Origin of the sequence: Caballeronia sordidicola (assembly GCF_001544455.2) — a bacterium.
In the GTDB taxonomy this organism is placed as follows: Bacteria; Pseudomonadota; Gammaproteobacteria; order Burkholderiales; family Burkholderiaceae; genus Caballeronia; species Caballeronia sordidicola.
On sequence record NZ_FCOC02000001.1, the window covers coordinates 691,749 to 707,883 of the forward strand.

Genomic DNA, 16,135 nt, shown 5'->3' on the forward strand with positions numbered 1-16,135 from the left:
ATGTGGTTCACGCGAATCAGCATCAACAATCCGGTTTTCGCCGCCATGATGATGGCGGCGTTTCTCGTGATCGGCCTGTTTTCGTATCAGCGGCTAAAGGTGGATCAGTTCCCCGACATCACGTTTCCTGTGGTTGTCGTGCAGACGGCGTATCCGGGGGCATCGCCGGAATCGGTCGAGTCCGACGTCACGCGCAAGGTCGAAGAAGCGGTCAACACGATCAGCGGTATCGATGAAATCTCGTCGCATTCGTACGATGCGCTGTCGGTCGTGATCGTCCAGTTCGACCTGTCGGTGAACGTGATGCAGGCGGCGCAGGACGTGCGCGATAAAGTGGCGCTGATCCGGCCCGATCTGCGTGACGGCGTGAAGGAACCGCGCGTGTTGCGCTACGACCCGGCCGATATGCCGATTGTCACCGTCGCGGTTTCGAACGCGCCGGGTTCGTCGCTGAGCACGCGCGATCTCACGACCACCGCAGACCAGATCGTGCGCAAGCGCCTGGAAACGGTGCGCGGCGTGGGATCGGTGAGCATTGTGGGAGGTGTGAAGCGGCAAGTTCGCATAGATGTCAGTCCCGACCGGCTGCAGGCGCTTTCCGTTGGCGTGGATCAGGTGATACGCGCCGTGCAGAACGAGAACCAGGAAATCCCGGCGGGGCCGCTGACATCGGCGGGTATCGAGCAAACCGTGCAGGTGAAAGGCCGTTTCCAGACGCCCGATGATTTCAAGCGGATCATCGTCGCGCGTCGCGGCGCGTCGAATGCGGGGCACGCCGTCACGCTCGATCAGGTCGCGCAAGTCGTCGACGGGCAGGAAGAACCCGACAGCATGGCGCTGCTCAACGGAAACCGGGCGCTGTTTTTATCGGTGATCAAGGCGCAGGGGGAGAACACCGTCGACGTCGCCAGCGGCATTCGCGCCGAAGTCGAGGCGCTGCAAAAGTCCGTGCCGCCGGGCGTGAAGCTCGACATTACCGACGATTCGTCGCGCGAAATCGAAAACAGCGTGAGCGAGGTCAAGGGCACGTTGCTCGAAGGCGCGCTGCTCACCATCGCGATCGTGTTCCTGTTCCTCGGCTCCTGGCGCAGCACCGTGATCACCGGCCTTACGTTGCCGATTGCGCTGATCGGCACCTTCGCGTTCATGTACATGGCCGGATTCACGATCAACGTGATCACGCTGATGGCGTTGTCGCTGTGCGTGGGACTGCTGATCGACGACGCAATCGTGGTGCGCGAGAACATTGTCCGGCATGTTCAGCTTGGCGCGGATCATCGCGCCGCCGCGCTCGATGGCACGAAGGAAATCGCACTCGCCGTGCTGGCGACGACTTTTTCGATCGTTGCCGTGTTCCTGCCCGTGGGGTTCATGAGCGGCATTATCGGACGGTTCTTTCATCAGTTCGGCGTCACGGTCGCGGCCGCCGTGCTGATCTCGATGTTCGTGTCGTTCACGCTCGATCCAATGCTTTCGTCGATCTGGCCCGATCCTGCGCTTCACGTCCGCGGCACGAAATATCTGGCGCGCTTTCTCGCGTATTTCGAGCACGGCGTGGAACGGCTCGCACGGTTTTATCAACGTCTGCTCGGATGGTCGCTCCGGCATCGAGTCGCGACCCTGGTGGTTGCGGCAGCGACTTTTGTCGGCAGCCTTTTTCTCGTGCCGTTGATTGGCACGGAGTTCGTGCCCAACGCCGATTTCTCCACCACGCAGATTGGTTTGAATACGCCTGTGGGAACGTCGCTGGAAGCGACCGCCGAAAAGGTCCGGCAAGTCGAAACCGTGCTCGCGCAGTACCCGGAAGTCCGTTACAGCTACGCCACCATCAACTCGGGCAACGCACAGGGCAAGAACAACGCGCTGATCACCGTGCACTTGAAGGAACGGCGCGATCGCACGCGGGGCGTGCAGGAATTGAACCAGGTGTTTCGTGAACGGTTGAAGAGCGTCGCGGGCATTGTCGTGACCGAAATCGGCATGTCCGACGGCGCGGGCTCAGCCAAAGCCGTCCAGTTCAGTCTTCAGGGTGACAACCTCGACGAGTTGCGCCGTCTTTCGGCCGACGCGCAACAACGCCTGCTGAAAATTCCCGGCCTTGTGGACCTTGACGCGAGCCTGAAAGACGACAAGCCGATTGTCGCCATCGACGTACGGCGCGAACTCGCCTCGGACTTGGGCGTAGGCGTGGCGGAAATCGGTCAGGCGCTGCGCCCGCTGCTTTCGGGCGACGCCATCAGCACATGGCGCGCGCCGGACGATCAGGATTACGACGTGAGCGTGCGGTTGCCATCGGCTGAACGGCGCAATGTTGACGACTTGTCGAGGCTCATGATCGCCACTAGCCGCACCGACGCCAACGGCGCGCCGCTGCTCGTGCCGTTGCGCCAGGTTGCCGCAATCGCTGAAACCACCGGGCCGGATGTGATCAGCCGACGGGATCTGTCGCGGGAAGTGGAAATCTCCGCGAACGTGACGGGACGCTCGCCGGGCGAGGTCGCCGCGGACGTCAAGAAGACGCTCGACGACATGCATCTTCCAGCCGGCTACCGATACCGCTTCGGCGGCTCCACAAAGAGCATGAACGAGTCGTTCATCTACGCGGTCCAGGCGCTGGCGCTCGCCGTCATCTTCATTTACATGATCCTCGCCTCGCAATTCGGCAGCTTCCTGCAGCCGCTTGCGATCATGGCGTCCTTGCCGCTGACGCTGATAGGCGTGCTAGCCGCGCTGCTGCTGTTCGGTAGCACCCTGAACATGTTTTCGATCATCGGCTTCATCATGCTGATGGGGCTCGTCACGAAGAACGCGATCTTGCTCATCGACTTCGCGAATCAGGCGCGGCGAGGAAGCTTGCTCGATGCTTCCGGCCAAGGTCACGCCATGAGTTACGCCATGACCCGCCGCGACGCGCTGCTTGAGGCCGCGCGCGTGCGTCTGCGGCCAATCCTGATGACCACGCTCGCAATGATCTTCGGCATGCTGCCGCTCGCGCTCGGTCTGGGCGAAGGCGGCGAACAGCGTGGGCCGCTTGGCCAGACCGTGATCGGCGGCGTGATTACTTCGTCGCTGCTGACGCTGGTTGTCGTGCCCGTGGTGTACACGGTCCTTGATGACTTCGGCGTGTGGGTATCGAGGAAATGGCGGCGCAACGGCAATTCCACAGCGAATGCCGGGACGCTCGAACGTCCACGCGATGCCGACCGATTGCTGTAAGCGCGGGTAGAAAATCCCCATGGCGGCTCGACCCCGGCCGCATGCGCGACGGCTATTTTTTCTCCCGGATCAAACTCGCTTCCTCGCTCCCCGTAACGGCCTTGCGCGGGCGCCCGCCGCGAGCGCCGTTCGCTCTTGCGGCTTCCGCCTTCACAGCGCTGCGGCTGGCACCGCCGGCCTTGCCCATTCGCCTCGCCATGAACGATCGGGATCCAAGCACGCCCGCGAGCAGCGGAAGAACGAGGATATCGGTGTCAACGGCGGGGAAATACAGGCCCGTGCCCGAACCCGTGATCTCGATCAACTCCAGGTCGTCATTCGACGCGTTTTCCAGGCCCTGAATCAACCGGGCCGGAATGGCAAATGATGCGCCGTTCGACAGTTCGATGGAAAGCCGCCCATCTTCTGGACGAAATATTGCGGCCAGCGCCACCGGATTCTCGGCGACGTACTTGCGCGAGCGCTCTTCGGCTTCGCGCATCTCGCGTTCGGTGATTTCAACTAAAGCAGTCATGAAGCGTCTTCCATTCAGTGCACAGCGAGCCGACTACGTTTTGCATCCGGCGGGCGAAGGTGTTGGCAGCGGTCTGTGAAAATCCGTGGTTCCTGAGCAAGGCTGGCGGTCCATGCGGACATTGCAAGTTAAAAACTGCATGTTGATCCCCGTCCAGCACATGTACGTGGGCAGGCAAGTGATCATTGAGGTAAATCACGACGCGGGCAGCGCCGATGCGAAAAATCGTTGGCATAGGTTCACTCTATCCGTTAGCAGCGCTCAAGTAAACCTAAGCGCTTAGGTTTTTTGGCACTGTTGTTTTCTACCTGCAGACAACCGCACGGCAGGCCGTAATCAAAGCTTATGGAACGTGCTGCACCGCCGCTATCAGCCGGATGGCTAACGTGCCCATTTTTCGGGCCAGCAGGCCATTGCAGCCGGGTATTCGTTACCGGGCTGGCTTAGAATGACAGCCACTTTCGGGGAAGGCTGGCTCACTGCGGGTTGCCAGTCGATGCCCCGTTCACGCCACTGATTCTGGTCGACCATGCCTATTACTTCGTCGCAAACTTCGCCGCAATTCGCACCGCTCGCGCAACTCGCTGCAGCCCTTCGCGACGGCAGGACCACCAGCCGGGAACTCGTTGAACAGGCGCTCGAACACATTGCCGACCCTTTGGGACAAGGTTCCACGGCTTTCATCCACGTCGATGCCAACAGTGCCCGCGCAGCCGCCGACGCTCATGACGCGCTGCGCCGCGCGGGCACTGTCCTTTCACCGCTAGCGGGCATTCCGGTCTCGATCAAGGATCTTTTCGACATTGAAGGTCAGGTCACGCGCGCGGGTTCCCGCGTGCTGGCCGACGCACCACCGGCCAGGGCCGACGCAGTCGCCGTCGCGCGGCTGCGCCGTGCAGGCGGAGTGATTGTCGGGCGAACCAACATGAGCGAATTCGCGTTCTCCGGCCTGGGCCTGAACCCGCATTACGGAACGCCGCGTTCGCCGTATCGGAGCGATGTGGCTGGCGACGAACGCATTGCCGGCGGATCGTCTTCCGGCGCGGCGGCATCGGTTGCCGACGGCATGGCCGCCATTGCGCTTGGCACCGATACCGGCGGATCCATCCGTATCCCGGCCGCCCTCTGCGGGCTGACCGGTTTCAAACCGACCGCCGCGCGCGTTCCCACGCAGGGCGGCGTGCCTTTATCCACAACGCTTGATTCGTTTGGACCGATAGGGTTGTCGGTAGCGTGTTGTGCGCTGGTCGACCGGATTCTGGCCGGCCGCGACGCCGTCGTGCCGGCAACCCGCCCGCTCGACGGCGTGCGTCTGGGCGTGCTGACCAACTTCGTGATGGATGGCGTCGACGAGACGGTCGCCAGCGCCTATCGCGCCGCTATCGGGCATTTATCGGCAGCGGGGGCGCTGGTGGAAGACGTGCGTTTTGGACCTCTCGACCGCATGGGCGAGATCAGCCGCTTCAGCTTTGCGGCCATGGAAGCTTACGCGTGGCACCGCCCGCTGCTTGCCGCACATGCGGACCAGTACGATCCCCGCGTCCGCACGCGAATCATGAAAGGCGCGCCGGCAAGCGCCGCCGACTATCTCGACCTCTTGCAGGCGCGCGCCGGCATGATCGATCAGGCGCGCACGTTGTGGCAGCGGTTCGACGCCATCGTGTGCCCCACCGTGCCCGTCGTCCCTCCACGCATTGCCGAGCTCGAACAGGACGACGAAGCGTTTGGCCGGATCAATGCGCTGATCCTGCGCAATCCGTCAGTCTTCAATTTCCTCGATAGTTGCGCGTTGTCGCTGCCCTGCCATCCGCGAGGCGACGCTCCCGTCGGCCTGATGCTGGCCGGCGCGCCCCTTGGCGACGATGCATTGCTTGCCATCGGCCGTGCGGTCGAAGCCGTGCTTGAAACCACCCGGTAGACAAAGCAATCGACCCGACACCTGAAAACGCCCCGCAAACCGTCCCGAATCCAGGATCGCGATAGAATTCCGTCGCCGGATGCGCACTTTCAGGTGCTTTTTTCTCGAACAATTCGGAAATATGAATAACTCCTTGAATCACTTCACCATGCACGGAGACGATCGCGTGATTCGCCGCGAGCGGCGGCTGCTGGTCTTGCTTGCCGTGATAAGCCTCGGGCTGGTTGGCGGGGCGCTGTATCTCCAGTTCGTGAAAGGCGAGGATCCTTGTCCGCTTTGCATCATCCAGCGCTACTTTTTTGTGCTGATCGCGGTGTTTGCGTTGCTGGGCGCGTCGTTCAAAGGCTGGCGCGGCATCGCGCTGCTTGAAGTGCTTGTCGCGCTTTCGGCATTGGGCGGCGTGGTCGCGGCCGCGCGGCACGTCTACGTGCAGGCGCATCCGGGCTTCAGTTGCGGCTTCGATGCACTCCAGCCACTGGTGGATTCCCTGCCGCCCGCGCAGTGGCTGCCACAGGTATTCAAGGTCGCCGGACTGTGCGAAACGCCGTACCCGCCCATTCTCGGTCTCTCGCTTCCGCAGTGGGGCCTGATTGCCTTTGCCGTGATGTTCCTGGCTGTTGCCGGGAGTTTGTGGACGAAGCGCAGATTGCGAGCATCCTGAAAGGGGGATTCGGCGATGGTTGGAGCCTTCGCCGAAACAACACAGCATCGATTTCCCGCACTTGGTCGATCAAAGCACCGTATAACCGGGAACATCCCGCGCGCGCACGCCATCCGGCCGTCTAGGCCAGAAATCCCCTCCGGCCCAGGGGCGCTTTCGCCCATCTCGCGTCAATCGTGGCCTCGCACGCTTTCTGCTCTCATTAGCTTCGTCACATAGTCTGGATACGTTCGCCGGAATATTTTCGAGATATTGCGGTGATATCTTATTTTCTGGATGGCGATCCACGTGCGCTCTTTCGGCTGGACTTTCACCGCCGATTTCGCGTAACGCGCGCCCGATCCGCAATGTCTCGGACTCTATATGACAACGCAAACCATCCGGTTCTTTCAGCACGGCGCACTGCGCGAAGTGCACGACGCCCCCGCCACCCGCACGGTGCTCCAGCATCTGCGTGAACACGATCAATGTACCGGCACCAAGGAAGGTTGCGCCGAAGGCGACTGCGGCGCATGCACGGTGGTTATCGGCGAACTCGATGGTGACGGGCAACCGGTCCTGAAAGCCGTCAACGCCTGCATCCAGTTCATGCCGACGCTCGATGGCCGCGCGCTCTTCACCGTGGAAGATCTGCGCGCGAAGGACGGCACGCTGCATCCGGTCCAGCAGGCCATGGTCGAATGCCACGGTTCGCAATGCGGCTTCTGCACCCCGGGCTTCGTGATGTCCATGTGGGCGCTCTATCAGAACCAGCCCGCCGGCGCCGGCATGCCAACCCGCGACGAAATCAACGCCGCGCTCTCCGGCAATCTCTGCCGCTGCACAGGTTATCGGCCGATCGTGGATGCGTCGCAGAAGATGTTCGAGTACCCGCGCGCACCACTCGATCGCGACGTGCTCAAGGATCGGCTCGAATCCATACGACGCAAGGACACGCTGGAATACATCGCGCCCGACGCACGCGGCGCCGCCTTCGGCCGTCCGACGTTCTTCGCGCCGGTAACGCTCACGGAGTTCGCGCGGCTGCGCGCCGAGCACCCGGACGCGCGGATTCTCGCGGGAAGCACGGACGTGGGCCTCTGGGTCACCAAGCAATTCCGCAATCTCGGCGATATTCTTTTTATCGGCAATGTGGCCGAGCTCAAGTCGCTTACCCGCGATGCACAGTGGCTGACCATTGGCGCGGCGGCGTCGCTGGAAGACGCTTACGGCGCGCTCTCGGCTGTTTATCCGGAACTCGCCGAGTTGTGGACGCGCTTTGCGTCGCGGCCGATCCGCAACGCCGGCACGCTCGGCGGCAATGTGGCGAACGGCTCGCCCATTGGAGATTCCATGCCCGCGCTGATCGCGCTCGATGCCGAAATCGTGCTGCAACGCGCCGCCAGGACGCGCAGCATGCCGCTCGACAAGTTCTACCTCGGCTACCAGAAATCCGCGCTGGAACCGGGTGAATTCGTGGCGGCGATTCGTGTGCCGCTGCCATCGGCGAACTTGCATTTCCGGACCTACAAGGTCTCCAAGCGCTACGACTCCGACATCTCGGCCGTGTGTGCGGCGTTCGCCATAACGCTCGATGGAACCCGCGTGAGCGCCGCGCGATTTGCCTTCGGCGGCATGGCGGCGACGCCGAAGCGGGCATCGAATGCGGAAGCCGTTTTGTTGAACCAGGAGTGGAACGAGGAGAACGTCGAGGCCGCCATGCGCGCGCTCGACATCGACTACCAGCCGCTCACCGACATGCGCGCGTCGAGCGCGTACAGAAGCAAGGTGGCGCGCAACGTGCTGCGGCGTTTTTTCCTCGAGACGCGCGCGCACGAGCCGCTCGCCCTTCACGACGTCAACGCGTTCGCGTTCGACGTGCAATGAGCCGCATGATCTTCATCAGCGCCGCAAGCCGCATAAACGCTGCACAAAAAGCCCCAAGGACCACGCGATGAACAAGCGTACCGATCCCCTTCTCGACAGCGCCGCCGACAGCGAAATCACGGCGCGCACCGGCGAAACTTTCGACGCGGCATCGGCGAAAAAGCCGGAGCGCGCGGCGATTGGCGTCGGCTTGCCGCACGAATCGGCGAATCTTCACGTAAGCGGCGAAGCGACCTACGTGGACGATATTGGCGAAGTGCGCGGCACGCTGCACGCAGCGCTCGGCCTCTCGCGGCATGCGCACGCGCGAATTGTCTCGATCAACCTCGACCTCGTGCTGGCCGCGCCCGGCGTGATCGCGGTCTTTACCGCCGACGACATTCCCGGCGAGAACAACTGCGGTCCCGTGCTGCACGACGACCCGATCCTCGCCCAGGACGAGGTGCACTATCTCGGACAGCCGGTGTTTGCGGTTATCGCGCAAACGCATGATCTCGCGCGCCGTGCCGCGGCGCTTGCGAAAAGCGAGGAAGTGATCCGCTACGAACCGCTCGACGCCATCCTCACACCGCGCGATGCCAAGGCGAAAAAAGCCTTCGTGCTGCCGCCGCTGCATCTGAAACGCGGTGATCCGGACGGGAAAATGGCGTCGGCGGCGCATCGGATCCAGGGCGAATTCGAAGTCGGCGGGCAGGAACAGTTCTATCTGGAAGGGCAGATTGCCTATGCCATTCCAAAGGAACATGACGGACTGCTTCTCTACAGTTCAACGCAGCATCCGAGTGAAATGCAGCATCTGGTCGCGCACATGCTCGACTGGCCAACGCACAACGTCCAGTGCGAATGCCGCCGGATGGGCGGCGGTTTCGGCGGCAAGGAATCGCAGTCGGGCATCTTTGCGTGCATCGCGTCGCTGGCGGCGCATTTGCTTCACAAGCCGGTGAAACTGCGCGCCGATCGCGACGACGACTTCATGATCACCGGCAAGCGCCACGACGCCGTCTACACCTACGAAGCCGGTTTCGACAACGACGGCCGCCTGCAAGGCGCGCGCGTGGAAATCGCGTTGCGGGCGGGTTATTCGGCGGATTTGTCGGGCGCCGTGGCGACTCGCGCGGTCTGTCACTTCGATAACGCGTATTTCCTGAAGGACGTCGATATCACCGCGTTGTGCTGCCGCACGAACACGCAATCGAACACGGCGTTTCGTGGTTTCGGCGGTCCGCAAGGCGCGCTCGTGATGGAAGTGCTGATGGACGAAATCGCGCATCGATTAAAGCGCGATCCCGTCGATGTCCGCCGCGTGAACTACTACGGTGTCCATGATCGCAACATGACGCCATACGGCCAGACCGTCGAAGACAACGTGCTCGAGCCGTTGACCGACGAACTGGTGGCATCGAGTGCTTATGTGCAGCGGCGCCACGCAATCGCCGCCTTCAACGCGACCAGTCCCGTGCTCAAGCGCGGCATAGCGTTCACGCCGGTCAAATTCGGCATTTCGTTCAACGTGCCGTTCCTCAATCAGGCCGGCGCGCTCGTGCATGTCTACAAGGACGGCTCGGCGCTCGTGAACCACGGCGGCACGGAGATGGGCCAGGGACTCAACACGAAGGTCGCGCAGGTCGTGGCGAACGCGTTGGGCGTGGCGCTGTCGAGAGTGCGCGTGACTGCCACCGATACCTCGAAGATCGTGAATACATCGGCCACGGCTGCGTCGACCGGCAGCGACCTGAACGGCAAGGCGGCGGAAGCCGCCGCGCTGACCATTCGCGCAAGGCTCGCGGAACTGGCCGCGAAACAGCTTGGCGGACGCGCGGAAGACGTGCGTTTTCATAACGGCGTGGTGGAAGCCAACGGCGGCCGGATGCCCTTCGATCAACTCGTCGCGGCGGCATATCTTGCACGCGTGCAGTTGTGGTCCGATGGTTTCTATGCCACGCCCAAGGTCAACTGGGATTCGAAAACGCTGACCGGCCAGCCCTTCTATTACTTCGCGTATGGCGCGGCAATCTCGGAAGTCGTCGTGGACACGCTCACCGGCGAATGGCGTTTGCTGCGCGCGGATATCCTCCACGACGCAGGCCAGTCGATCAACCCCGCGCTCGATATCGGTCAGGTGGAAGGTGGATTCGTGCAAGGCATGGGATGGCTGACCACGGAAGAACTCTGGTGGAACCGAGATGGCCGCCTGATGACGCACGCGCCATCGACGTACAAAATTCCTTCGGTAAGCGACATTCCCGCCGCCATGAACGTGAAGCTCTTCGAGAATCAGAACGTGGAGCCGACGGTGTTCCGGTCGAAGGCCGTGGGCGAACCGCCCTTGTTGCTCGGCTTCTCCGTGTTGCTGGCGATTCGCGCGGCCATTGCGTCGGCCGCGCCGGATTCCACCGATGCCCCGGCGTTGCGCGCGCCCGCCACGCCCGAATCCATTCTGAACGCTCTGGACGCGCAGGCATCGAAGCAAGTGTTCGAAGTCGCCGCGGACATCGCACAACCCGCCACGGTCAACTAGGAGCGCGCAATGCAAGCCTGGCTGCACGATCTGCAACACCTTCTCGCACACGGCGACGCCGTCGTGCTGGTGACGGTTGCGCGCGTGCAAGGCTCGGCGCCGCGCGAACCGGGCACCAAGATGCTCGTCACACGCGACGAAGCACGCCACACCATCGGCGGCGGGCATCTTGAATGGAAGGCCATTGAAACCGCGCGGCAAGTGCTGAAAGACGGCGCACGTAGTCCTCACATGCGCCGCCTCGAACGCTTTGCATTGGGACCGAGCCTCGGCCAATGTTGCGGCGGCTCGGTTGTGCTGGCGTTCGAGCGGCTGGATATCGGCGATCTGGGATGGGTGACGTCGCTGAACAAGCGCCTGGCGCAGGGACATTCGACCGTGCGCAGCGTCGGCTTCGGTCCTGTTCCGGATGCCGTGATGCTCTCCGATCCCGAGCCCGGCGTGAGCGAACAGGATTGCCTGCTCTGGGACGGCGCGGGATTCGACGAAAGCGGCGCCTTGCTGACTGAAACCATCGCGTTGCGGGAATTCTCCGTGGTGCTGTTCGGCGCGGGACACGTGGGCGCCGCAATCGTCAAGGTGCTGGCGAATCTGCCGTGCCGCGTGGTCTGGGTCGATGAACGCGACGAGACCTTCCCCGCGGTGGATCATCTTCCCGGCAACGTCACCATGGACGCAAGCGGCACGCCGGAATCGGCGGTGGACGAAGCGCAGCCCAACAGCTACTTCCTGGTGATGACGCACAACCACGCGCTCGATCTCGCGCTTGCCGAACGCATCCTACACCGCGGGGATTTTGCGTTTTTCGGCATGATCGGCTCGCATACAAAGAAGGTTCAATTCGAGCGCAAGCTGGCGGCGCGCGGTATCGATGCAATGCGCATTGGCCGCATGACCTGTCCCATCGGCGTGCCCGGCATTGCCGATAAAGCGCCCGAAATGATTGCTGTCTCCGTTGCAGCCCAGTTGTTGCAGAAGGTCGAGGAGCACGCCGCGCGCGGCTACAATTCCGCGCAGCATCCGCAAATCGCGTGATCCAGACCTTTTTGAGCACAACAACATGAATCCCACTCTTGCCGACAAGATCGCCCGCGCGCCCAAGGCCGAACTCCACATCCACATTGAAGGTTCGCTCGAACCCGAACTGATTTTCGAACTGGCGAAGCGCAACGGCGTGACGCTTGCGTACGATTCCATTGAAGCGTTGCGCGCGGCCTACGCGTTCACCGACCTGCAATCGTTCCTCGACATCTATTACGCGGGCGCAAGCGTGCTGCTGCACGAGCGCGATTTCCACGACATGACCATGGCGTACGTGGAACGCGCGCTCGCAGACCATGTCACGCACACCGAAATTTTCTTCGATCCGCAGACGCACACCGAGCGCGGCGTTTCGATTGCGACGGCGGTTGCGGGTATAGAAAGCGCGCTGGCCGAGGGCGAAAAACGCGGCTTGACGAGCAAGCTGATTCTCTGTTTCCTGCGCCATCTGCCAGAAGACGATGCGCTCAGGACGTTCGATGAAGCGTTGCCTTTGTTCGATCAATACAAGCATCGGCTGATTGGCGTTGGACTGGATTCTTCGGAACGCGGTCATCCGCCGTCGAAGTTCGAGCGCGTGTTTGCGAAGGCGCGCGATAAAGGTCTGAAGCTCGTGGCGCACGCGGGCGAAGAAGGACCGCCGGCGTATGTTTATGAAGCGCTTGATCTGCTGAAGGTGGATCGCGTCGATCACGGCGTGCGCAGCATGGAAGATCCGGCGCTGGTCGCCCGTCTCGCCGATGCCCGCATTGCGTTGACGGTCTGTCCGCTGTCGAACCTGAAGCTTCGTGTGTTCGACGACATGACCAAACACACGCTCAAGGCGCTGCTCGACCAGGGCGTCGCGGTCATGATCAACTCGGACGATCCGGCGTATTTCGGCGGCTACGTGAACGCCAACTACTTCGCGATCCAGGAGGCGTTGAATCTCACCGATCCCGAGGTCTACACGCTGCTTAAAAACAGCCTGGAAGCGTCGTTCGTGACGGACGCAGAACGCGACGCGATGGTCGCCAGGCTCGATGCCTATTGGCACGCAGCGGCCTGACGCGCGGGAACATCATGGCATCGATCACAAACGACACCACCACGCTCGAGCGTTTCTTCGGCATCCGCGCGGCAGGTTCGCGCACGAAGACCGAAATTGTCGCGGGCATCACGACCTTTCTCACGGCGATGTACATCATCGTCGTCAATCCCGGAATCCTGTCGCAAGCCGGCGTTCCCTTTCCTGCCGCGCTGACGGCGACCGTGATCGTCAGTTTCCTCGGCAGTTGCGCAATGGGCCTGTACGCGCGCAATCCCGTGCTGGTCGCGCCGGGCATGGGCATGAACGCGCTCTTTACATTCGTCATGGTCCACGGCGGCAAGATGCCGTGGCAAACCGCGCTTGGCTGCGTATTCTGGGCCGGCGTGATCTTCGCGGTCCTCGCGTTGTTCAACGCGCGCAAGCTCGTCGTCGATGCAATTCCGGCGAACCTGCGCCACGCCGTATCGTGCGGCATCGGCCTTTTTATCAGCCTGATCGGCCTGGTCAACGCGAAGTTCGTGGTTGGCGATCCGGTCACGATCGTGCATTCGGCATCGCTCAATCCGGTGGTCATCACGTTCCTGATCGGCCTTGCCGTGACCACGATCCTGGTGGCGCGCAAGGTGACCGGCGCTCTGATGCTCGGCATCATTTTCACGACCGTGATCGCGATTCCCATCGGCCGCTTCTGGGGCGACGGCACCGCTTACTGGCCCGCCGCCATCGCCACGAAAACCCTCGTGAACTGGAACGGCCTGTTTTCCGCGCCGGACTTCTCCGCGCTCGGTCAACTCGATATTTTCGGCTCGCTGAAGGTGATCTACTGGCCGTTCATCTTCGTGATGCTGTTCACGTCGTTCTTCGACGCGCTCTCGACCTTCATGGCGATCTCGGAAGCCGGCAAGCTCTACGATAAAGACGGCAACCCGCGCAATATCCGCGAGTCGATGATGGTCGATTCGTTCTCCGCCCTTATTTCCGCGCCGCTCGGCACGAGTCCGGCGAACGCCTACATTGAATCGGCGGCGGGGATTTCGGCCGGCGGACGCACCGGGCTCGTGGCGGTCGTCGCGGGATTGTGTTTCCTGCCTTTCCTGTTCCTCTCGCCGCTGCTTTCGCTTGTGCCCGCAATCGCGACGGCGCCAGCGCTCGTGCTCGTTGGCGTGTTCATGATGGAATCGATCACGAAGATCGAATGGGGCCGTTTCGACGAGGCCATTCCCGCTTTCCTCGCCATGATCCTGATCCCGCTGACCTACTCGATCACGGACGGCATTGCGTACGGTTTTCTCGCGTTTGTCGTGATCAAGTTCTTCACGGGCCGCAGAAAAGAAATCAAGCCGGCGATGTGGATTGTCGCCGCGCTCTCGCTGCTGCTTTTGACACAGCTATAACAAGCTTTACTGGAGACGTTTCAACCATGCTTTCGCCCAGCCGCCAAACCGCCTACCGCGCGCAGCTTCTCACGTTCCGCGGCGACCCCGCTTTCTCCGACAGCAACGCCGTGCATGAAACCGACGGCCTGTTGCTGGTGGAAGATGGCCGCGTGGTGGCGGCGGGCGCGTATGCGGCGCTGCGCTCGCGCATGGCGCCGGATGCAATCGTCAGGGAGCTTCGCGACAAGTTGATCGTGCCAGGTTTTATCGATTCGCACATTCACTATCCGCAGACCGACATGATCGCGTCGCCCGCGCCGGGTCTGCTGCCATGGTTGAACACGTACACGTTTCCGACCGAGCGCAAGTTTGAAGATCCGGCTTACGCGCGCGAGACGGCGGGATTTTTTATCGATGAACTGCTGGCTTGCGGCACCACGACTGCGCTCGTGTATTGCACGGTCCACAAGCAATCCGCCGATGCGTTTTTCAGCGAAACCGAATCGCGCAACCTGCGCATGATTGCGGGCAAGGTGCTGATGGACCGCAATTGCCCTGAATACTTGCGTGACACCGCGCAGTCCGGTTACGACGACAGCGCCGAACTCATCGCGCGGTGGCATGGCCGTGGCCGCCAGGAATACGCGCTGACGCCACGCTTCGCGCCGACTTCTACCGAAGCGCAACTCGAAGCCTGCTCGGTACTCGCCGGAAAGCACCGCGACATTTATATCCAAAGCCACGTTGCCGAAAACACCGACGAGATCAAGTGGGTCGAAAGCCTGTTCCCGGGGCATCGCAGTTATCTGGACATCTACGATCACTACGATCTGCTGCGCCCGCGCGCGGTCTACGGCCATTGTATTCATCTCGACGATACCGACCGCGAGCGCATGGCCGAAACCGGCGCGGTGGCCTCGCATTGCCCGACATCGAATCTGTTTCTTGGCAGCGGCCTGTTTGACATCGAACAAGCGGCACAGGCGAAAATGCCGGTGGCGCTCGCAACCGACGTAGGCGGCGGCACGTCTTTCTCGATGCTGCAAACCATGGGCGAAGCGCACAAGATTGCGCGGCTCGCGGGTCATCATCTGACGGCGGCGCGCATGTTCTGGCTGGCGACGACCGGCGCGGCGCAGGTGCTGGATATGGCAGACAAGGTCGGCACCTTGAAGCCTGGCAGCGAAGCGGATTTCGTGGTGCTGGATCCGGCCAGCACGCCCCTTCTCGCACGCCGCACTGCGCGCGCTGAATCGCTGGAAGAACTATTGTTCGCGTTCGCCATGCTCGGCGATGACCGCGCCGTGTTCGAAACGTATTCGGCGGGACGATGCGTGCATCGAAGGGCTGCGCGGCGTGGGGTCGCCGAGGAACGGGCTGCGGCGTAATCAAACTGAGCCAACGCGCCTTAAAAAGCACAAGCTGGATCGGACAAAATTGCAGATTGAGCGCGTTTCCCTGCTTCCCGGTAAAGTTTAGCCTTTGGTATCGCCCGAGCGCTTGTTCACCGGTCGTGAAACTACTCATGAAGCCACGCGTTAAACACCTTGGCCACGCCGTCCGGATCGGCCTGGCCGTTCTGATTGCCGTCACGTCCGCGCACGCCTCCGCTTATGCGCTGGATTCCCTGCTTGATTGCAAAGCGGACGCGCATGCGTTCATCGCGCCGCTGCAGCAGGATCACGTGATCGAAGCCACGCCCATGCGCGTGGAAGCCAACTCCATCAATGCGTTCAAGCCCACACGCGGCAGCCATCTCACTGCCTTCGATTTCGGCGTGTTCGCCGTCGTCGGGTTCCAAAAGGACGACGCCATCTTCAAGACAGGCAGCGGCGCGCCGATCGCCGAATCGGCGTATGGCGCGGTGGTTATTGGCGGGGAAGATTCAGTGAGAGAGAAGGTCCGCGCCGCCGGAAGCGATGCGATCATCCATCACGTGGCGCCGTTCATCACGGCGATTTTCTGTAACCGGGATTGATGGCATAAGTAATACAA

The 16,135-nt window shown here is 62.0% G+C and carries 12 protein-coding genes; 10 read left to right on the plus strand and 2 right to left on the minus strand.

Annotated elements, in window-relative coordinates:
* Positions 1–3,216, plus strand: a complete 3,216-nt coding sequence (locus AWB64_RS03015) for an efflux RND transporter permease subunit (RefSeq protein ID WP_060817107.1) — start codon at positions 1–3, stop codon at positions 3,214–3,216.
* Positions 3,217–3,268: 52 nt separating this feature from the next.
* On the opposite strand, the gene AWB64_RS03020 is transcribed toward AWB64_RS03015, so the two are convergent.
* Together AWB64_RS03020 and AWB64_RS32690 are read right to left on the minus strand one after the other, a co-directional pair.
* Positions 3,269–3,730, minus strand: a complete 462-nt coding sequence (locus tag AWB64_RS03020; protein ID WP_060817108.1) for a DUF2442 domain-containing protein — start codon at positions 3,728–3,730, stop codon at positions 3,269–3,271.
* A complete protein-coding gene (locus AWB64_RS32690) occupies positions 3,714–3,965 on the minus strand; it encodes a DUF4160 domain-containing protein (RefSeq protein ID WP_075643224.1) in 252 nt (83 codons plus the stop codon). Before AWB64_RS32690 ends, AWB64_RS03020 begins: the two co-directional genes overlap by 17 nt.
* A gap of 294 nt (positions 3,966–4,259) precedes the next feature.
* Here AWB64_RS32690 and AWB64_RS03025 point away from each other — a divergent pair, with 294 nt between their 5' ends.
* The 9 genes from AWB64_RS03025 (at position 4,260) to AWB64_RS03065 (ending at position 16,118) form a co-directional block, all read left to right on the plus strand.
* Positions 4,260–5,648 (plus strand): amidase, encoded by a 1,389-nt coding sequence (locus AWB64_RS03025; protein ID WP_060817109.1) that lies wholly within the window; start codon positions 4,260–4,262, stop codon positions 5,646–5,648.
* A gap of 148 nt (positions 5,649–5,796) precedes the next feature.
* On the plus strand, positions 5,797–6,309 hold the full coding sequence (locus AWB64_RS03030) for a disulfide bond formation protein B (RefSeq protein WP_060817198.1): 513 nt from the start codon (positions 5,797–5,799) through the stop codon (positions 6,307–6,309).
* Between the two features lie 363 nt (positions 6,310–6,672).
* Entirely contained in the window at positions 6,673–8,175 is a 1,503-nt protein-coding gene (gene xdhA, locus AWB64_RS03035; RefSeq protein WP_060817110.1) for a xanthine dehydrogenase small subunit, read from the plus strand.
* 67 nt (positions 8,176–8,242) lie between these two features.
* Entirely contained in the window at positions 8,243–10,693 is a 2,451-nt protein-coding gene (xdhB, locus tag AWB64_RS03040; protein WP_075643225.1) for a xanthine dehydrogenase molybdopterin binding subunit, read from the plus strand.
* 9 nt (positions 10,694–10,702) lie between these two features.
* Positions 10,703–11,728 carry a xanthine dehydrogenase accessory protein XdhC gene (gene xdhC, locus AWB64_RS03045; protein WP_060817111.1) on the plus strand — a complete coding sequence of 342 codons (1,026 nt, stop codon included), beginning with the start codon at positions 10,703–10,705 and terminating at the stop codon, positions 11,726–11,728.
* Positions 11,729–11,753: 25 nt separating this feature from the next.
* Positions 11,754–12,782, plus strand: a complete 1,029-nt coding sequence (locus AWB64_RS03050; RefSeq protein WP_060817112.1) for an adenosine deaminase — start codon at positions 11,754–11,756, stop codon at positions 12,780–12,782.
* 14 nt (positions 12,783–12,796) lie between these two features.
* Positions 12,797–14,158 (plus strand): NCS2 family permease, encoded by a 1,362-nt coding sequence (locus AWB64_RS03055; RefSeq protein WP_060817200.1) that lies wholly within the window; start codon positions 12,797–12,799, stop codon positions 14,156–14,158.
* Positions 14,159–14,184: 26 nt separating this feature from the next.
* Positions 14,185–15,528, plus strand: a complete 1,344-nt coding sequence (gene guaD, locus AWB64_RS03060; RefSeq protein WP_060817113.1) for a guanine deaminase — start codon at positions 14,185–14,187, stop codon at positions 15,526–15,528.
* A complete protein-coding gene (locus tag AWB64_RS03065) occupies positions 15,471–16,118 on the plus strand; it encodes a hypothetical protein (protein ID WP_341845186.1) in 648 nt (215 codons plus the stop codon). The genes guaD and AWB64_RS03065 overlap by 58 nt, the downstream gene beginning before the upstream one ends.
* The last annotated feature ends 17 nt before the right edge of the window (positions 16,119–16,135 follow it).